Origin of the sequence: Clostridium magnum DSM 2767 (genome assembly GCF_001623875.1) — a bacterium.
GTDB lineage: Bacteria > Bacillota > Clostridia > Clostridiales > Clostridiaceae > Clostridium_AM > Clostridium_AM magnum.
Window position 1 is genome coordinate 149,978 of record NZ_LWAE01000001.1, and the last position, 19,475, is coordinate 169,452.

Sequence of the window (19,475 nt, forward strand, 5' to 3'; positions counted from 1 at the left end):
CAATGAATAAACTTAATTGTGGAGGTGATATTATGCTATGTGAAGTATGTAAACAAAATGATGCGACTATTCATGTAACAAAAATTATAAATGGAGCAAAGTATGAGTTTAATGTATGCGAAAAGTGTGCTAAAGAAAAAGTAGATTTAAATTTTAGTGAAGAAGTCTTTCCTTCAACTTTTACTTTCCAAAATATATTAAGTGGCATAATGGATTATATAGGGAGTTCCAGTCAACCTCAAAAAATTTTGAAAACTTCGTGTAAAAGTTGCGGCATTACCTATAGTGAGTTTAGACAGAAGGGGTTAGTTGGATGCAGTCAATGCTACGAAAGTTTTAAATCAACATTAGAGCCTGTAATCAAGAGAGTTCAGGGGAGTATCGAGCACATAGGAAAAATACCTAGAAAAGCAGGAAAAGATATAATTGACAAAAAAAGGTTGTTAAAATTAAAGGAAGACCTCCAAAAAGCTGTAAGTTCTGAAGAGTATGAAAGAGCAGCAGAAATTAGAGATGCTATTAGAAAGCTTCAAAATCAGTAGAGTTAGGAGGGAAAAAAGTTATGGAAAACTGGATAACATCTAATGCGAAAAATGAGGATTTAGTATTGAGTAGTAGAATAAGATTAGCACGAAATTTAGATAAAACATCATTTCCTCATAAATTAGAAATTGATAAAAGAAAAGAATTAATAAAACTTGTTGAAAATGCTTTTTATACATTTTCACAAAAGGATGATGAATTTAAAACTATTTATTTATGGGAAAAAGAAAATATTTTCAATGAAACTTTTTTAGAGAGACACTTAATAAGTAAAAAGCTTTTAGATAATGAAAGTTCAGCTGCATTTATTGTAGATAAAAATGAAACTGTTAGTATTATGATAAATGAAGAGGATCATATAAGAATTCAGAGTATTACAGCAGGTTTTAATTTAGATGAGGCATTGGATTTAAGTAATAAAATTGATAATCTTTTAGAAGAAAAGTTAGATTATGCTTTTGATGAAAGGTTAGGATATTTAACAGCCTGTCCAACTAATATTGGAACAGGGCTTAGAGCATCTGTCATGATTCATCTTCCGGCTATTGGATTAAGCAATAAAATGAATGGGGTAGTCAATGCAATTACGCAGGTTGGTATGACTGTCAGGGGATTGTTTGGAGAGGGATCAAAAACAATAGGTAACATATATCAAATATCAAATCAAATAACATTAGGACTTAGTGAAGAAGAAATTTTAACTAATTTAAAAGTAGTTGTAAATCAAATTATACATGAAGAAAATTTATTAAAAGAAGATATTATTAAAAGATATAAATATGAAATTGAAGATAGAATTTATAGAGCATTAGGAATACTAAAGGCAGCTATACTTTTAAGCTCAGATGAATGTCTAAAACTTTTATCTGATGTAAGAATGGGAGTGGAAATGGGAATAATTAAAGATGTGGATAAGGTTGTGTTAAATAAACTTCTTGTAGAAACTCAAAATGCAACAATACAGCAAGCAGTGAATAAAGAGCTGTCTAATAAGGAAAAAGAATTTAATAGAGCAAAATTAGTTAGAGAAAGAATAACTGAGAAAGTATCATAATAAATAAGGAGTGTGAATAGAATATGATGTTTGGAAGATTTACAGAGAGAGCACAAAAAGTTCTTTTTTATGCTCAAGAAGAAGCTCAATCACTACAACACGGATATGTAGGAACTGAGCATATATTATTAGGTATTTTAAGAGAAGAAGGTATAGCTAAGAACCTTTTAAATGATATGGGCATTACAGTAGAGAATGTAAGAAACCTAGTAGAAGAGTATGAAGGTAAGGGAGAGATGGAATTATATAAAAAAGAAATTCCACTTACACCAAGAACAAAAAGGCTTCTAGAATTGAGTTTATTTGAAGCAAGAAATTTAAATCATAACTATATAAGTCCTGAGCATATACTATTGGCTCTTATAAGAGAAGCTGAAGGTGTTGCATTTACTATACTAAATAATCTAGGTGCTGATTTTAATAAGCTTAGGAAAGATTTAGTAGATGCACTGTCTGGTGAACAACCTGCAAATACAGGTAACTCCAATAAAAATAGTGGAGAACCTACTCCTACTTTAGATCAGTTTGGAAGAGATTTAACGGTAATGGCTAAGGAAGGTAACCTAGATCCAGTAATAGGAAGGGAAAAGGAAACTCAAAGAGTTCTTGAGATACTATGTAGGAGAACAAAAAATAATCCATGTCTAATAGGTGATCCTGGCGTTGGTAAAACTGCTATAGCTGAGGGGCTTGCACAAAAGATAGTATCTGCGAATATTCCAGAAATACTTAAAGATAAAAGAGTTGTAACTTTAGATTTATCTTCAATGATAGCTGGAGCTAAGTATAGAGGAGAGTTTGAGGATAGGCTAAAGAAAGTTATGGAAGAAATAAAAAAATCGAGAAATGTTATATTATTTATAGATGAAATCCATACTCTTATAGGTGCAGGTGCAGCTGAAGGTGCTATTGATGCATCTAATATACTAAAGCCTGCTTTAGCTAGAGGAGAGATTCAATGCATAGGAGCTACTACTATTGATGAGTATAGAAAGTATATTGAAAAAGATGCTGCATTAGAGAGAAGATTTCAACCTATTATGGTAGGAGAGCCAACAAAAGATGAGGCAGTGCTTATACTAAAGGGCTTAAGAGATAAATATGAAGCACATCATAGAGTGAAAATTACAGACGATGCAATAGATGCAGCAGTAAACTTATCAGATAGGTATATAACTGATAGATACTTACCAGATAAGGCAATAGATTTAATAGATGAAGCAGCTGCAAAAGTTAGAATTGAAAATTTAACGGCTCCACCAGATTTAAAAGAATTAGAAATTGAACTTGAAAAGATTACAAAAGAAAAAGAAGATTCTATAAGAGTTCAAGACTTTGAAAAGGCTGCCAGATTAAGAGATAGAGAAAAAGAAATAAAAGATAAGTTGGAAGGGGCAAAAACTAATTGGAAAACCCAAAAAGATGTTTCAACTCTTACTGTTGCAGAACCGCAAATAGCAGCAGCAGTATCAAAATGGACCAATATTCCTGTGGAAAAGTTAACTGAGAAAGAGTCTGAAAGGTTACTGAAACTGGAAGAGATTCTTCATAATAGAGTTATAGGACAGGATGAGGCTGTAAGATCTATAGCAAGAGCTGTAAGAAGAGCTAGAGTTGGCCTTAAAGATCCTAAGAGACCTATAGGATCCTTTATATTCCTAGGACCTACAGGGGTTGGAAAAACAGAGCTTTCAAAAGCATTAGCTGAAGCTATGTTTGGTGATGAAAATAATATAATAAGAATTGATATGTCTGAATATATGGAAAAGCATACAGTATCAAGACTTATAGGAGCACCTCCAGGATATGTAGGTTTTGATGAAGGCGGTCAATTAACTGAGAAGGTTAGAAGAAATCCTTATTCAGTCGTATTATTTGATGAAATAGAAAAAGCCCATCCGGAAGTGTTTAACATTTTATTGCAAATACTTGAAGATGGAAGACTTACTGATGGAAAAGGAAAGACTATAAACTTTAAGAATACAATTATAATAATGACTTCAAATGTGGGAGCTTCAACTATTAGAAAACAAAAGTCCATGGGATTTGCTGCCCTAAGCGATCAGGATGAAAAGAAGAATGAATACGAAAAAATGAGGGGAAATGTAATGGAAGAGCTTAGACGATCATTTAGACCAGAGTTCTTAAATAGAATTGATGACATTGTAGTATTTCATCAGTTAGAAGAAGAAGATTTAAAACAAATAGTAAAATTAATGCTAAACACAGTAGCTGAAAGATTAAAGGAACAGAATATAGAAATTGAATTTACAGATGAAGCTCAAGAAGTTCTTACTAAAAAGGGGTTTGATTTAACTTATGGTGCAAGACCACTTAGAAGAGCTATAACAAAGACAGTAGAAGATAAACTTTCTGAAGAAATGCTGAGAGGCAACGTACAGAAGGGTGATAAGGTAAAGGTCAGTGTAGAAGATAGTGAGTTGATTTTCAATAAGATAGTTTAGTTTTATAAAAGACAATGTATAAATGCTTGATATTTATACGCTGTCTTTTAATTTTTAAAAGTTTTGATTATTATTAACAAAATACAGGAATAATACTGTATAATTATATTCTGTATAGAAGGAGGTGGTTTTAATGGCCAAAAGCAAAACTACTTTTGTATGTCAAGAGTGTGGGTATGAGTCATTAAAATGGATTGGCAAATGCCCTAATTGCAATGTTTGGAATAGTATGGTTGAGGAAATTAAAAAAGTAAGCGTTTCCTCAGGAATATCTTCTACATCAAACAGCTTACCTAAAAGTATATTAAATATAAAGTCTAGTGAATATGATAGATTTGATACTGGAATATCAGAATTAAATAGAGTTCTAGGCAGTGGTATCGTTAAAGGATCTCTTACATTAATATCAGGTGCTCCAGGTATAGGTAAATCAACATTGCTTTTGCAAACAGCTAATAATATTGCAAAAAAATATGGTAAGGTTTTATATATTTCTGGTGAGGAGTCAGAAGAGCAAATAAAAATGAGAGGAGATAGATTAGAGGCAATATCTCAAGAATTATATATAGTTTCAGAGACAAATCTAGAGAAAATAGAAGAACATATAGAGAATATTAAACCAGTATTTGTTATAATTGATTCTATACAGACATTATATAAACAATCTATTACTTCAGCGCCAGGAAGTGTCTCTCAAGTTCGTGAGAGTTCTAACGATATTATGCGTATAGGTAAAACTAAGAATATATCCTTCTTTATAGTGGCGCACATTACCAAACAAGGTGAACTTGCAGGACCTAGAGTTCTTGAACATATGGTAGATACTGTACTGTCTTTCGAAGGAGAGAGAACAGAAGATTTTAGAATTCTTAGAACTATGAAAAATCGTTTTGGTACCACAAGTGAAATTGGGGTTTTTGAAATGAAGGAGAATGGTCTAGAGGAAATATCTAATCCATCCGCGGTGTTTCTTGAAGAAACAGGTTTTCAAAAAGAAGGATCAGTAGTTATAGGTATAATGGAAGGAACTAGACCTATTTTAGTTGAAATACAAGCATTAGTTAGCGAAACTAAGGCTGTTATGCCTAGAAGGACAGTAGTTGGTGTGGATAGTTCAAGACTAAATCTCATTTTAGCTGTCTTAGAAAAAAAGTTAAAGGTACCTTTTTATAATTGTGATGTTTATGTAAATGTGGTAGGTGGACTTGATGTAGATGGAACCTTTGGAGACCTGGGGCTTGCACTCTCGCTTATATCCAGTATTAAGTCTAAGGAAATAGGCCTAGAAAATCTGCTAGTAGTTGGAGAGTTAGGTCTTACAGGTGAGGTTAGACCCATATCATTTTGTGATAGGCTCGTAAATGAAGCTGAGAAAATGGGATTTAAAAATGTAATTATACCATTCAGAAATAAGGAAAAAATAAAAAGTAAGGGAATAAATATTATTGGAGTATCTTCCCTTAAAGAAGCGGTGAACAAAGTTTTTTAATATAGGGTGATTGTATTGAGATTTGAAAAAGATAAAGAACTTATGAATGTACTTAAATTACTTGCTCCTGGTACCCAATTAAGAGAGGGATTAGAAAATATACTAAGAGCAAAAACTGGTGGATTACTGATATTTGGCGACAATGAACAGATACTAAAAATAGTTGATGGAGGATTTGCTATAAATTCAGAATACAGTCCTTCTTATGTATATGAGCTTGCTAAAATGGATGGCTCTATAGTGCTAAGTAGTGATCTGAAAAAAATTATATATGCAAATGCTCAGCTTATTCCAGATGCTAGCATACCTACTTTTGAGACTGGAACAAGACATAGAACTGCAGATAGGGTAGCTAAGCAAACAGGAGCAATAGTTGTTGCTATTTCTCAAAGACGACACATAATAACCATATATAAGGGAAATATCAAATATGTATTAAGAGATAGTAGTATAATACTTGGAAGAGCAAATCAAGCTCTGCAAACTTTAGAAAAATATGTGGCTGTTTTGGATAGAGTAGTAAGTAATCTAAACATACTAGAGTTTCAGGATTTAGTAACATTATTTGATGTTATAACTGCTATTCAAAGAACTGAGATGGTTATGAGAATTGTATCTGAAATTGAAAGATACATATGTGAGTTGGGAAACGAAGGAAGACTTATATCGATGCAGCTTAATGAATTGGTAAAGAGCGTTGAGCAAGATGGTATATTGTTAATACGAGATTATTGTCAAAACAGTATGGACTATAATGATATATATAAACAAATTCAAACTATGGCTTCTGAGGAACTATTAAATTTAGATTTTATTTCTAAAGCTTTAGGATATGTTGGAGTGCCATTGGTGGATACATTAATATCACCGAGAGGGTATAGAATGCTAAGTAAGATACCTAGAATACCAACGAATGTAATTGAGAATTTAGTTAGAAACTTTAAAGAGCTAAAAGGTGTAACAGAAGCTTCCTATGAGCAATTGGATAAAGTGGAAGGCATAGGGGAAGCTAGAGCTAGAGCTATAAAGAATGGACTTAGAAGACTTAGAGAGCAAATAATGATAGATAATAATTTTAGCACAAAATAATATATATTATTTTGTGCTAAAATATTATCTAAAAGAATATTTACCTAAGGTATTAATTTTATCGTATTCTTTAAGAAACACATCATATAGGTTTAAATCTAAAATATTGCAGAGAGAAGTTAAGTAAAAGAGATTATTCCCCATTTCCCGTTCGATTACTTCTCTACAGTTATCGCAAAGTTTTCCATTAATGTGAGTATTAAAACAACTTTTTAAGGATTCTATATTTATGTTATCATCGTCTTCTGGTAGGTTCTGCTTTTTTCCACTGACTTGGATGCATCCGCAATTTGTAATTGATTTTGCAATAGCTCTATTTATTCTTCCATTAGATTCTTGAAACTTGCTCATTAGATCCAAAATACTTTTATGTCTTAATAGGGATTCATCTACTGCATTCTGAAAATCATCAAAAATTACATCTTTCATCGAGTTCAACTCCTTATATAGATTTATGTAAGCATCTACAAGTTAATTATATCCTTTTTTAGATAATTTTGTCAATAAACTATAATGAGAATTTTAATCTTCTCTTATATAATAAATGAATAATAACATTATGAATAGGGGGATTAATATGTAAAATAATGGACAGAATTTAAGGTGAACAATTTATTAAATAAGTGAAGTCTTATTGAAAAAAACAATTTATTAATATATTATATATTAATAGGATTTAAAATTGTAAAAAATGTTAATAATTAAAATGGAGGTGAAATTATTGTTCAAAAAGATATTAAGAGGACTTTTTACTGGGATAGGACTAATACTAGGTTATTTAATTGGGGATGAAGTAACCCATACTAGGTATTTTATGGATTCAGGGTATTTTGCCAATAGTCCTATAAAAACAGTATTATTTTTAATTTTATCAACTATATTTTTCGGAATCATATTATTTTTAATATCTCCTTGGATTAATTCTAGTATAACTAAGATTATGGATTATATTGAAAAAAGTATGCAAAAGCTGCCAGCTACAGAAATACTACTTGGTACTTCAGGAGCTATCGTAGGTCTTGTAATAGCAGCATTGTTTGTAAATTTATTAGCTAGCATTCCTGTAATAGGAGCCATTTTAGCTGTAATGATAGAATTAGTAATGGCTGCATTAGGTGCCAATATAGCTATAAGAAAAAGAGAAGAGTTATTGGCTTTATTTTCGAATATAAGTATTAAAAGAACATCATCAAATAAAGAAAAGAAGGGCAAGGGTGACTATAAAGGATACTCTAAGGTGCTAGATACTTCAGTGATAATAGATGGTAGAATATTTGATATATGTCAGACTGGTTTTATAGAAGGAACTTTAGTAATACCTAACTTTGTATTAGAAGAACTAAGACACATAGCAGATTCCTCAGATGGGTTAAAAAGAAACAGAGGAAGAAGAGGGCTAGATATACTAAATAAAATTCAAAAAGAACTAAATATAGAGGTTCAGATATATGAAAAAGATTTTCCAGATATCGCAGAGGTTGACAGTAAGCTTCTAAAACTTGCTCAAGTGCTTAATGGTAAAGTTATAACTAATGACTATAATTTAAATAAGGTTGCGGAATTTCAGGGAGTGCCTGTTTTAAATATAAATGAACTAGCAAATGCCGTGAAACCAGTAGTTTTACCAGGTGAAGAAATGCGAATACAAATAATTAAAGATGGAAAAGAGTCAGGTCAGGGTGTTGCGTATCTAGATGATGGTACTATGATAGTTGTAGAGGGAGGAAGAAAGCACATAGGAGAGATTAAGGATGTAGTGGTCACATCTGTCCTTCAAACAGCGGCGGGAAGAATGATTTTTGCAAAACAGAAAGAGGAAGTTTAATATGGGTAAGAATTATGCAGTTGTTGTGGCGGCTGGAAGAGGTAAAAGAATGGGGGCTAACATTAACAAACAATTTCTTAGTATAAATAATAAACCACTTCTTTATTATTCGCTAAATACATTCTCTAATAGTAAACTAATAAATGGAATTATCATAGTATGCGCAGATAGTGAAATAGACTATTGTAAAAAAGAAATAGTAGAGAAGTATAAGATTGAGAAGGTTCTAGAGGTTGTAGCAGGTGGAAAAGAAAGACAAGACTCAGTATACAACGGCCTAAAGGCTATTGAAGACTGCGAGATTGTTTTAATTCACGATGGAGCTAGACCATTCGTTACTAAGGATATTATTGAAAGTGGCATAAAATATGCTAAACTTTACGGGGCATGTACTTGCGGAGTAGTTCCAAAAGATACAATAAAGATTAAAGATGAAAAAGGATTTTCAGCTGAAACGCCAGATAGAAATAAGCTTTTTTTAGTTCAAACGCCTCAATGCTTTAAGTATAATTTAATTGCCGATTGTCATCAAAAGTTATCAGAGAATTCTATTAATGTTACTGATGATACTACAGTAGTTGAATATTATGGACATAGGGTTTACTTGTATGAGGGAAGCTACAAGAATATAAAGGTTACAACACCAGAGGATTTATATATAGCCGAAAAAATAGTTGAACAAATATGATGTTTTTTTATAAAGTCTCTTGCTGCTTATTCAGTAAGAGACTTTAATAATTTACAATGACTAGTTAATTTAATATGATTATAAGTTAGAGATAAGTAAGTTACAATCTGGGTAAAACTATAGTATATTTAAAGAGTAGATGGGTCAAATGGGTGTATATAAAAATACAGTATAAAAATATTAATAAGGGTTAAATAAGTTATTATAATATGTTAAAATATTTAAGTATATTAAAGTGAAATTATGAAGTAGATTATACTATTTTGTTGTTTAAAGGATAATATTAATATAGAGGATAATGTAAATGTAGAATTAGGAGGTAGAGATTAATATGAAAATTTTCAATACAATGACTAGACAAAAAGAAGAATTTATTCCCTTAAGTGAAGGGGAAGTAAAAATGTATGTATGTGGACCTACGGTTTACAATTTTTTCCACATAGGTAATGCTAGAACTTTCGTTGTTTTTGACTCTGTTAGAAGATATTTTGAGTACAGAGGGTATAAAGTAAACTTTATACAAAATTTCACAGACATAGATGATAAAATGATAAAAAGAGCTAATGAAGAGAATACCACAGTTAAAGAATTGGGCGATAGATTTATAGAAGAATATTACAAAGATGCAGATGCGTTAAATATTGAAAGAGCTACAGTAAACCCTAGAGCAACTCACTATATAAATCAAATAGTTGAATTCGTAAAAGAATTGATAGATTTAGGATACGCTTATGAGACAAATGGAGATGTCTATTTTAATACGAAAAAATTCCAAGGTTATGGTAAGCTATCTAAACAAAATATTGAAGAACTTCAATTAGGAGCAAGAATAGATGTAGATGAAAGAAAAAAAGATCCTATGGATTTTGCTATTTGGAAAAGTCAAAAGCCAGGTGAGCCTGCTTGGGAAAGTCCATGGGGTATGGGAAGGCCAGGATGGCATATAGAGTGCTCATGTATGGCTCGTGATTTATTAGGAGAAACTATAGATATACATGCAGGTGGTTCAGATTTAGCATTTCCGCACCATGAAAACGAAATAGCTCAGAGCGAAGCTAGAACTGGTAAAACTTTTGCAAACTATTGGATGCATTCAGCCTTTGTTAACGTGAATAACCAGAAAATGTCTAAGTCTCTTAACAACTTTTTTACAGCTAGAGAGATATTGGAAAAGTATGATGCAGATGTAATAAGAATGTTTATGTTATCAGGACATTATAGAACTCAAATAAATTTTAGTTTAGAACTACTGGACTCTACAAAAGCAGCATTAGATAGAATATACAATTCAATTGCAAATTTAGAAAACCTATTAGATGAGGTTAAGGTAGAAAACATTACAGAAAGTGAAAAAGAATATACTAAGACGTTAACTTCTTATAGACAAAAGTATATTGAAAAAATGGATGATGACTTCAATACTGCAGATGCTATATCAGTTATATTTGATTTGGTAAGAGAGATTAATACAAATGTAGGATCAAATTCGTCAAAAGAATTAGTTAAGTATTCGCTAGATTTAATAAGAGAACTCGGAAATCCGTTAGGAATACTCCAAAATTCGAAAAAAGGAAGCATAGAAGAAGAAATAGAGAAACTTATAGAGCAGAGACAACAGGCAAGAAAAAATAAAGATTGGGCATTATCAGATAAAATAAGAGACGACCTAAAGGCTCAAGGAATTATCCTTGAAGATACTCCTCAGGGTGTAAGATGGAAAAGAATTTAAAAATAAAGTTGAAGTGGAGAAGTTAAATGGATTTTAGTTTATTAAAAGGAAGATTTAATAACAATGATGTTAGACAAATAAATCCATTGGTGCTTGCTTATGTTGGAGATGCAATATATGAAGTTTTCATAAGAACACATCTAGTAGAAAAAAATACAGAAATGTCCGTTCATAAACTCCATAAAGAGTGTATTCAATTTGTAAAAGCGCATGCACAAAGTGAGTTTATAAAGAAGCTGGAGGATAAGTTAACTGAGGAAGAAATATATTTCTTTAAAAGAGGACGAAATTCTAAGTCAGCAACTACTCCTAAGAATGCAGATATCCAAGAATATAGATTTGCAACAGGCTTTGAAGCATTAATAGGATTCTTATATTTAACAAATCAAATTGAAAGATTAGAGTATTTGTTAAATACTATAGTACAAATACATGATAATGGAGGAGTATAAATGTCACTTAGAGTTAAATTGATAGAGCATACACCGAACCCAGAAAAGGTTATAGCTGCGGCGGCTAAATTGTGTTACAGTGCTGTGGGAATAGACGAATTGGAAAAAAAGCTAGATGATGAAAGTGCAAAAAGATTTTTAAATATGCTTATGTCATATGGACACGAATCACCAATAGAACACGTATCTTTTACTTTTGCCGTAGAAGGAGTTTCTAGAAGCTTAAGTCACCAGTTAGTAAGACATAGAATAGCGTCATACTCCCAACAAAGCCAAAGATATGTAAGGTTAAAGCAGTTTGAGTATATAGTTCCCCCAGAAATTGAAAAGGATGAAGAGGCAAGCAAAATATTTGTTAATGCAATGGAAAATAGCCAAAAAGACTATGATAAATTAACAGATATTTTAAGAGAAAAATATTTAAAAGATGGTATAGAACCTATAGCAGCAGAGAAAAAAGCTATAGAAGATGCCAGATATGTTTTTCCTAATGCTTGTGAAACTAAGGTGATATTTACAATGAATGCAAGAACCTTGGTGAATTTCTTCAATCACAGATGCTGTAATAGAGCTCAATGGGAGATAAGAAACTTGGCAGATCAAATGTTAAAGCTTGTAAAAGAAGTAGCGCCTATTCTTTTTAAGCATTGTGGACCTTCTTGTGTTAATGGGGGTTGCCCAGAAGGTAAGATGACTTGTGGTAAAATCGAGGAAGTAAGAAAAAGATATATATAGATTATTCTAAGTATGAGTTAGAAAATAAGATTCGTTTTATATCTTAATAAAATTATACAATTTAGAGAGGTAATAGTGTGAAAGAAGCAAAAAAAGATTTTAAAAATAGATATGTAAAATCAAAAGAAAAGAATAATAAAGTTAGTAATAATCTAAAGGAAAATATAGATAGTTCTGAAAATACAATTAGAGAAGATATTATTGAAGGGAGAAATGCAGTAATAGAAGCTTTACGTAATAACAGGACAATAGAGCAGATACTTGTTGCTAGCGGGGATGTTACAGGATCTATAAATGTGGTATTAGCCCTAGCAAAGGATAAAAAAGTAGTAGTAAAGCAAGTGGATAGAAGGAAGTTAGATCAAATTTCTGAAACCGGTGCTCATCAAGGAGTAATTGCTCAGATTACACCTTATAAATATTTTGATGTGGAAGATATATTGGCATATGCTCGCGAAAAAGAAGAGGAACCTTTTATAATAATTCTTGATGAGATAGAAGATCCTCATAATTTTGGGTCTATAATCAGAACAGCAGAAACCTGTGGAGCACATGGAATAATAATACCTAAGAGAAGAAATGTGGGGGTAACTCCTACTGTATATAAGTCCTCGGCGGGAGCTGTAGAGCATGTAAGAATAAGTAAGGTTACCAACCTAAATAATACCATAGATAAACTTAAAGAAAAAGGTATATGGGTTTATGGAGCAGATATGTCTGGAGAAAGCTATTGTTGTGATGCCAATTTTAATGGGCCTTTGGCATTGATAATTGGAAGTGAAGGAAAAGGCATTTTAAAGCTTACGAAGGAAAAATGCGACGTTCTTGTGAAGATACCTATGGTTGGAAAAATATCATCATTAAATGCTTCAGTTGCAGGTGGTATACTAATGTATGAAATCCTTAAACAAAAAATCAAATGTGGTAAAAAGTGAAAAAAATTTTTGTGGATGGATATAATGTGATAAGCTACTGGCCTGAACTGAAGAACATAAAAGAGTATAGTTTCGAAGCTGCGAGACAACAATTAATAGAAATTTTAAGTAATTATGCATCTTACAATGGCTATAAGATTTTTATAGTTTTTGATGCGCATATGGTATGTGGCAGCATAGAAAAACGAGAGAAAATTAGTGATAACATTATAGTTATATTTACAAAAGAGGGAGAAACCGCAGACAACTTCATTGAGAAGGAAGTCAATAGAATAGGGCGTAGGTCTGAGGTTTGTGTTGTAACGTCAGACTCACTGGAACAACAGATTGTTTTTCAAAGAGGAGCGGTAAGAATGTCCTCTATAGAATTTTATCACGAAATTAAAGCAGTAGAATTGAAAATTAAAAATAAAATAGCCAAAAAGTATTCGCAAAAAAGAGAGACACTAGAAGACAGAATTGAGCAGAATATATTGGAAAAGCTTGAAAAAATTCGAAGAAGTAAGTGAAATCTATTGACTATAAATTTATATGTAATGTATAATCAGTTATGTGGCCTATAATTGTTTTGGAGGGGATACCTTGGAAAAAAGGGGTTATGTTGCTAAAAAAATTTCCTCCTTTGAAGATAGATTGGATGAGGAAGTTGTAATTGAAGCGAAAAATGGGGATACTAGAGCTCAGGAGTACTTGATTAGTAAGTATGAAAACTTTGTAAAATCCAAAGCTAAGTCTTATTTCTTAATTGGGGCAGATAAAGAGGATATATATCAAGAAGGAATGATAGGTTTGTATAAAGCTATCAGGGATTTTAAACCAGATAAGTTATCTTCTTTCAAAGCTTTTGCTGAATTGTGTGTCACAAGACAAATAATAACTGCAATAAAAACTGCTACTCGTCAAAAGCATATACCATTGAATACATATGTTTCTCTAAATAAGCCTATCTATGATGAAGAGTCAGATAGAACCTTATTAGACGTTCTATCAGAGGCGAGGGTGGCAGATCCTGAAGAATTAATTATAAGTAGAGAAGAATTAAATCATATACAAAATGAGATTGGTGAAGTTTTATCTACTTTAGAATTGGAAGTGCTAATGTCTTACCTTGATGGGAAGTCATACCAGGAAATAGCTTGTGATTTAGATAGACATGCAAAGTCTATAGATAACGCTTTGCAAAGAGTAAAAAGAAAATTAGAGAAATGTTTAAGTGATAAATAGAAAATACATATTGACAAAAAAATATACTTGTATTAAAATTGATAATCGGTATATAACTTTTAATTAATTATAAAATAATAGAAGTGGGGTATGTTTAATTAGGAAACTAATAGTTTCTAATCTGTATATTTATGGATTGATATACACTCCCACTTCATGAAAAATTGCCCATGTAGCTCAGTCGGCAGAGCGTCACCTTGGTAAGGTGGAGGTCACCGGTTCAATCCCGGTCATGGGCTCCAATAATATATAAAGTTCACAACACACCAGGGTGAGTTTACCTAAACAAAATATGCGTTAAACAGGGAGGAATACAAAAATGTCAAAAGCAAAATTTGAAAGAAATAAGCCACACGTAAACATAGGAACAATAGGACACGTAGACCATGGTAAGACAACATTAACAGCAGCAATCACAACAGTATTATCAAAAAAGGGATTTGCAGAAGCATTTGATTATGCTGCAATAGATAAAGCGCCAGAAGAAAGAGAAAGAGGAATCACAATCAACACAGCACACGTTGAGTATGAAACAGAAAACAGACACTATGCTCACGTTGACTGTCCAGGACACGCTGACTATGTAAAGAACATGATAACAGGAGCAGCGCAAATGGATGGAGCAATACTAGTTGTAAGTGCAGCAGATGGTCCAATGCCACAAACAAGAGAACATATACTACTAGCATCAAGAGTTGGAGTACAATATATAGTAGTATTCTTAAACAAAGCTGATATGGTAGACGATGCTGAATTATTAGAGTTAGTTGAAATGGAAGTTAGAGAATTACTTAGCGAGTATGATTTCCCAGGAGATGATACACCAATAGTTGCAGGATCAGCATTAAAAGCATTAGAAAACCCAACAGATGAAGAAGCAATAAAGCCAATAATGGATTTAATGGATGCAGTAGATAGCTATATCCCAACTCCAGAAAGAGCAACAGATAAGACATTCTTAATGCCTGTAGAAGATGTATTCACAATCACAGGAAGAGGAACAGTTGCAACAGGAAGAGTTGAAAGTGGAATATTAAAAGTTGGAGACGAAGTAGAAATCGTTGGATTAAAAGAAGAAAAAGGCAAAACTGTATGTACAGGAGTAGAAATGTTCAGAAAGCTTCTTGATCAAGCGATGGCAGGAGATAACATCGGAGCATTATTAAGAGGTGTTCAAAGAGATGATATCGAAAGAGGTCAAGTATTAGCAAAACCAGGTTCAGTTCAACCACACAAAAAATTCGTAGGTCAAGTATACGTACTTAAGAAAGAAGAAGGCGGAAGACACACACCATTCTTCGATGGATACAGACCACAATTCTATTTCAGAACAACAGACGTTACAGGATCAATCAAATTACCAGATGGAATGGAAATGGTTATGCCTGGAGACCACATAGACATGAAAGTTGAATTAATCACTCCAGTAGCAATGGATGAAGGATTAAGATTCGCTATAAGAGAAGGCGGAAGAACTGTTGGTTCAGGAGTTGTTACTACAATATCTGAGTAATTAGATTTATGGGACTGGGTTTCTGGACCTGGTCCTTTAAATGTAAATAAATTGCAATGTATGTTTTAATTTCAATTGACATGAAAACTAAGTTGTGATAAATTATTTAAGTAACGCGTGATTTAAGTATAAAGAAAACTACATATTTTACTTATAGATAAGCATGTATCAGGAGGTGGAAACAATGAGAGTAAAAGTAACACTAGCATGTACAGATTGTAAGCAAAGAAACTACAATACAATGAAGAACAAGAAAAATGATCCAGACAGATTAGAAATGAGAAAATATTGTCCATTTTGCCATAAGCATACAGCTCACAAAGAAACAAAGTAACATCATAGAGGCATATAATTAAAATATTTTGAGGATGTGAAAAAAATGGCTGCAAATAATAGTGCAAAAAAAATAAAAAAACCAGCAGCATCCGGAAACGGGGTTATCAATTTTTTTAAAGAATTGAAAGCAGAAATCAAAAGAATAACTTGGGCCTCTAAAGAAAATGTAAAAAAAGCTACGGCAACAGTTTTGATATTTTGCTCTATTTACGTAGCTATGGTTGGATTACTTGATGTTGGTTTCAAAAATTTAGTTGAGGTAATCTTTAAATAAGGATAAGAAGGAGGTAGGGGTCGAGAAAAAGATTCCCGTCCCTTGAATTATGGCAGAGAAATCTAGATGGTACGTAGTTCATACATATTCTGGTTATGAAAATAAAGTTAAAGCAAACCTTGAAAAAACTATAGAGAATAGAAACCTTTACCATTGGATAGATGATGTTCAAGTTCCTATGGAAGAACAGATTGAAATTAAAGATGGTAAAAAGAAGGTTACTTTAAAGAAAGTATTTCCGGGATATGTGTTAGTACACATGGTAATGACTGATGATTCTTGGTACATAGTTAGAAACACTAGAGGAGTAACTGGGTTCGTAGGACCTGGATCTAAACCTGTGCCTCTTACAGATGAAGAAGTTACAGCTATGGGTATATCAGAAAAACCTGTTAATGTAGATATCGAAGTGGGAGAAAACATAAAAGTTAAATCAGGCCCACTAGAGAACTTCCCAGCTGTTATCCAAGAAATCAATACAGAAAAGAGAAAAATTAAAGCGCTAGTTAACATGTTTGGCAGGGAAACACCTGTTGAACTTGATTTTAATCAAATAGAAAAACTAGATTAGTTTATAAGACGCAAAGTCTTAATAAGTGGGAGGACAAAAGTCCGTATAACCACATTATAGGAGGTGTAAATTCATGGCTAAAAAAGTAGTAGGAATGATTAAACTTCAACTTCCTGCAGGAAAAGCAACTCCAGCACCACCTGTTGGACCAGCACTTGGACAGCATGGTGTAAATATTATGGGATTCTGTAAAGAATTTAACGCTAAGACTGCTAACCAAGCAGGACTAATAATTCCAGTAGTAATATCTGTATATCAGGATAGATCTTTTAGTTTTATACTAAAGACTCCTCCAGCTGCAGTATTACTTAAAAAAGCAGCTGGAATAGAAAGTGGTTCTGGCGTACCAAATAAAACTAAAGTTGCTAAAGTAACTAAAGAGCAAGTGAGACAAATTGCTGAAACAAAAATGCCAGACTTAAATGCTGGATCAGTTGAAGCTGCTATGAGCATGGTAGCAGGAACTGCAAGAAGTATGGGAATAACTGTAGAAGAATAGTTAGCCAAAATAGTGGGAGGTAAAAACCGTTAAAACCACAAAGGAGGATAAGAAAATGGGAAAGAATTATATTGAAAGTGCTAAGCTTATCGATAGAAACGTTCTATATACACCAGCAGAAGCTATGGAGCTTGCTGTAAAAACTTCTAAAGCTAAGTTTGATGAGACTATAGAGCTAGCATTAAAGCTTGGTGTTGATCCAAGACATGCAGATCAACAAGTTAGAGGTGCAGTAGTACTTCCTCATGGAACTGGTAAAAAGGTTAGAGTATTAGTTTTTGCTAAAGGTGACAAAGCTAAAGAAGCTGAGGTAGCTGGAGCAGAATTTGTAGGTGCAGAAGAGCTAGTTGATAAAATACAAAAAGAAAACTGGTTTGACTTTGATGTAGTTGTTGCAACTCCAGATATGATGGGGGTTGTTGGTAGACTAGGTAGAGTGTTAGGACCTAAGGGACTAATGCCAAACCCAAAATCAGGTACAGTTACTTTTGATGTTGCAAAAGCTGTAGCTGAAATCAAAGCTGGTAAAGTTGAGTATAGAGTTGACAAAACTGCTATAGTTCACGTTCCACTTGGTAAAAAATCATTTGGAGCTGAAAAATTAATTGAGAACTTCCATGCATTAATGGAAGCTGTAATTAAAGCTAAGCCAGCAGCAGCTAAGGGTCAGTACTTAAAGTCTGTAGTAGTTTCAGCTACTATGGGACCAGGAGTTAAAATAAATCCTACAAAAACCCTAGATTAATATTGACATATAACGAAAGTTAATGTATAATGTTAGAGGTTAAATAAGTAAATATTCCGTAGACAGTAGGTGCGAAAGCATAATGGTTTACCAGCCTACCGAGGGTTCCAATATAATTAGTATATTTGGTCTCTCTGTGTCTACGGAGAGACTTTTAAATTATATAAACATCAGTTTAAACTGTGAGGAGGTGGACACACAGTGGGAAAAAATAGACAATTAAAAGAAGCTAAAGTGTTAGAAATAAAGGAAAAAATGGAAAAGGCTCAAGGTATAATTTTTGCTAAGTATCAAGGATTAACTGTTGAGCAAGATACAGAACTTAGAAAGACTCTAAGAGAAGCAGGTGTAGAATATAAAGTTTATAAAAATACTTTAACTACATTAGCAGCTAAAGAATTAGGATTTGGCGAAATCGAAAGTGTTCTTGAAGGACCTTTATCAGTAGCGTTTGGATACGAAGATCCAACAGCTCCAGCAAGAATTCTTAATGATTTTGCAAAAAATCATAAGAAATTAGAATTAAAAGGTGGAATAGTTCAAGGCGAGATATTCGACACAGCAAAAGTTGAACAACTTGCTAATATACCACCAAAAGAAGTTCTTATTGCGAAACTACTTGGAAGCTTCAAGGCTCCATTATCAAATTTTGCATATTTATTGAATGCTGTAAAAGAAAAGAAAGAATCAGAAGAAGCTTAATCGAGAAGCTTACTATTAATTATTAAATATTTTAAGGAAAGAAATTTTGGAGGTGTCTAATAATGACTAGAGAAGAAATAATTCAAGCTATAAAAGAAATGAGCGTTTTAGAATTAAATGAATTAGTTAAAGCATGTGAAGAAGAGTTTGGCGTAAGCGCAGCTGCTCCAGTAGCAGTAGCAGGTGCAGCACCAGCTGCAGCAGCAGAAGAAAAGACTGAATTTGATGTAGTATTAGCAAATGCAGGAGCTGAAAAAATAAAAGTTATAAAAGCTGTTAGAGAATTAACTGGATTAGGATTAAAAGAAGCTAAAGAAGTAGTTGATGGAGCTCCTAAGACATTAAAAGAAGCTGTAAGCAAAGAAGAAGCTGAAACTATAAAAGCTAAACTTTCAGAAGTTGGTGCTACTGTAGAAATAAAATAGTAATACATAAAATTAGAGGCGCTTTTTAGAAAGTGCCTCTTTTAAAATTAAAAACAATTAATGATTGACTTTTTTAAGTGATTATGATAATATAATAAATTGCATTGATTAGTTACTAATAATGTAATTTATTGTGAATTTATATTAAAAATTTGAATTAATTATAAAAAATAGGTTATACT

General features: G+C 32.5%; 22 protein-coding genes, 1 tRNA gene and 1 other annotated feature. Of the genes, 22 read left to right on the plus strand and 1 reads right to left on the minus strand.

Annotated features, from left to right (window positions below; translation table 11 throughout):
• Positions 1-32 precede the first annotated feature (32 nt).
• The 5 genes from CLMAG_RS00825 (at position 33) to disA (ending at position 6,640) form a co-directional block, all read left to right on the plus strand.
• Positions 33-542, plus strand: a complete 510-nt coding sequence (locus CLMAG_RS00825; protein ID WP_066616573.1) for a UvrB/UvrC motif-containing protein — start codon at positions 33-35, stop codon at positions 540-542.
• A 20-nt stretch (positions 543-562) separates the two neighbouring features.
• Positions 563-1,597, plus strand: a complete 1,035-nt coding sequence (locus tag CLMAG_RS00830) for a protein arginine kinase (protein WP_066616576.1) — start codon at positions 563-565, stop codon at positions 1,595-1,597.
• Positions 1,598-1,620: 23 nt separating this feature from the next.
• On the plus strand, positions 1,621-4,062 hold the full coding sequence (locus CLMAG_RS00835) for an ATP-dependent Clp protease ATP-binding subunit (RefSeq protein WP_066616577.1): 2,442 nt from the start codon (positions 1,621-1,623) through the stop codon (positions 4,060-4,062).
• Positions 4,063-4,195: 133 nt separating this feature from the next.
• Positions 4,196-5,551: a DNA repair protein RadA gene (gene radA, locus CLMAG_RS00840; RefSeq protein WP_066616580.1), complete on the plus strand. Its 1,356-nt coding sequence runs from the start codon at positions 4,196-4,198 to the stop codon at positions 5,549-5,551.
• A gap of 15 nt (positions 5,552-5,566) precedes the next feature.
• On the plus strand, positions 5,567-6,640 hold the full coding sequence (disA, locus tag CLMAG_RS00845; RefSeq protein ID WP_066616583.1) for a DNA integrity scanning diadenylate cyclase DisA: 1,074 nt from the start codon (positions 5,567-5,569) through the stop codon (positions 6,638-6,640).
• A gap of 24 nt (positions 6,641-6,664) precedes the next feature.
• Here the strand turns inward: disA and CLMAG_RS00850 are convergent, their stop codons facing one another.
• Complete coding sequence (locus tag CLMAG_RS00850) at positions 6,665-7,069, minus strand: nucleoside triphosphate pyrophosphohydrolase family protein (protein ID WP_066616586.1); 405 nt, start codon at positions 7,067-7,069, stop codon at positions 6,665-6,667.
• A gap of 292 nt (positions 7,070-7,361) precedes the next feature.
• Here CLMAG_RS00850 and CLMAG_RS00855 point away from each other — a divergent pair, with 292 nt between their 5' ends.
• The 17 genes from CLMAG_RS00855 to rplL all read left to right on the plus strand — a co-directional run bounded on the left by CLMAG_RS00855 (position 7,362) and on the right by rplL (position 19,293).
• On the plus strand, positions 7,362-8,465 hold the full coding sequence (locus CLMAG_RS00855) for a PIN/TRAM domain-containing protein (RefSeq protein WP_066616589.1): 1,104 nt from the start codon (positions 7,362-7,364) through the stop codon (positions 8,463-8,465).
• A gap of 1 nt (position 8,466) precedes the next feature.
• Entirely contained in the window at positions 8,467-9,153 is a 687-nt protein-coding gene (ispD, locus tag CLMAG_RS00860) for a 2-C-methyl-D-erythritol 4-phosphate cytidylyltransferase (protein ID WP_066616591.1), read from the plus strand.
• A gap of 331 nt (positions 9,154-9,484) precedes the next feature.
• A complete protein-coding gene (gene cysS, locus CLMAG_RS00865) occupies positions 9,485-10,882 on the plus strand; it encodes a cysteine--tRNA ligase (protein WP_066616594.1) in 1,398 nt (465 codons plus the stop codon).
• Positions 10,883-10,908: 26 nt separating this feature from the next.
• Positions 10,909-11,334: a Mini-ribonuclease 3 gene (locus tag CLMAG_RS00870; protein ID WP_066616596.1), complete on the plus strand. Its 426-nt coding sequence runs from the start codon at positions 10,909-10,911 to the stop codon at positions 11,332-11,334.
• Positions 11,335-12,069 (plus strand): FAD-dependent thymidylate synthase, encoded by a 735-nt coding sequence (gene thyX / locus CLMAG_RS00875; RefSeq protein WP_066616599.1) that lies wholly within the window; start codon positions 11,335-11,337, stop codon positions 12,067-12,069. It begins immediately after the preceding gene.
• A 164-nt stretch (positions 12,070-12,233) separates the two neighbouring features.
• Complete coding sequence (gene rlmB / locus CLMAG_RS00880) at positions 12,234-13,004, plus strand: 23S rRNA (guanosine(2251)-2'-O)-methyltransferase RlmB (protein WP_242872947.1); 771 nt, start codon at positions 12,234-12,236, stop codon at positions 13,002-13,004.
• Complete coding sequence (locus tag CLMAG_RS00885) at positions 13,001-13,513, plus strand: NYN domain-containing protein (protein WP_066616604.1); 513 nt, start codon at positions 13,001-13,003, stop codon at positions 13,511-13,513. Before rlmB ends, CLMAG_RS00885 begins: the two co-directional genes overlap by 4 nt.
• Positions 13,514-13,586: 73 nt before the next feature.
• A complete protein-coding gene (gene sigH, locus CLMAG_RS00890) occupies positions 13,587-14,228 on the plus strand; it encodes an RNA polymerase sporulation sigma factor SigH (RefSeq protein WP_066616606.1) in 642 nt (213 codons plus the stop codon).
• A gap of 166 nt (positions 14,229-14,394) precedes the next feature.
• A tRNA-Thr gene (locus tag CLMAG_RS00895) sits at positions 14,395-14,470 on the plus strand.
• Positions 14,471-14,547: 77 nt separating this feature from the next.
• Complete coding sequence (tuf, locus tag CLMAG_RS00900; RefSeq protein WP_066616609.1) at positions 14,548-15,741, plus strand: elongation factor Tu; 1,194 nt, start codon at positions 14,548-14,550, stop codon at positions 15,739-15,741.
• Positions 15,742-15,925: 184 nt separating this feature from the next.
• The gene (gene rpmG, locus CLMAG_RS00905) at positions 15,926-16,075 is read left to right on the plus strand and encodes a 50S ribosomal protein L33 (protein WP_066616612.1); all 150 of its coding nucleotides are present in this window, start codon (positions 15,926-15,928) and stop codon (positions 16,073-16,075) included.
• Positions 16,076-16,120: 45 nt separating this feature from the next.
• Positions 16,121-16,351 (plus strand): preprotein translocase subunit SecE, encoded by a 231-nt coding sequence (gene secE / locus CLMAG_RS00910; protein WP_066616615.1) that lies wholly within the window; start codon positions 16,121-16,123, stop codon positions 16,349-16,351.
• Positions 16,352-16,400: 49 nt separating this feature from the next.
• Positions 16,401-16,922 carry a transcription termination/antitermination protein NusG gene (gene nusG, locus CLMAG_RS00915; RefSeq protein WP_066616618.1) on the plus strand — a complete coding sequence of 174 codons (522 nt, stop codon included), beginning with the start codon at positions 16,401-16,403 and terminating at the stop codon, positions 16,920-16,922.
• 73 nt (positions 16,923-16,995) lie between these two features.
• Complete coding sequence (rplK, locus tag CLMAG_RS00920; protein WP_066616621.1) at positions 16,996-17,421, plus strand: 50S ribosomal protein L11; 426 nt, start codon at positions 16,996-16,998, stop codon at positions 17,419-17,421.
• A 55-nt stretch (positions 17,422-17,476) separates the two neighbouring features.
• Positions 17,477-18,166 carry a 50S ribosomal protein L1 gene (gene rplA / locus CLMAG_RS00925; RefSeq protein WP_066616624.1) on the plus strand — a complete coding sequence of 230 codons (690 nt, stop codon included), beginning with the start codon at positions 17,477-17,479 and terminating at the stop codon, positions 18,164-18,166.
• 38 nt (positions 18,167-18,204) lie between these two features.
• Positions 18,205-18,333, plus strand: a sequence feature (ribosomal protein L10 leader region).
• 34 nt (positions 18,334-18,367) lie between these two features.
• A complete protein-coding gene (gene rplJ, locus CLMAG_RS00930; protein ID WP_066616627.1) occupies positions 18,368-18,868 on the plus strand; it encodes a 50S ribosomal protein L10 in 501 nt (166 codons plus the stop codon).
• 62 nt (positions 18,869-18,930) lie between these two features.
• Entirely contained in the window at positions 18,931-19,293 is a 363-nt protein-coding gene (gene rplL / locus CLMAG_RS00935; RefSeq protein WP_066616629.1) for a 50S ribosomal protein L7/L12, read from the plus strand.
• The last annotated feature ends 182 nt before the right edge of the window (positions 19,294-19,475 follow it).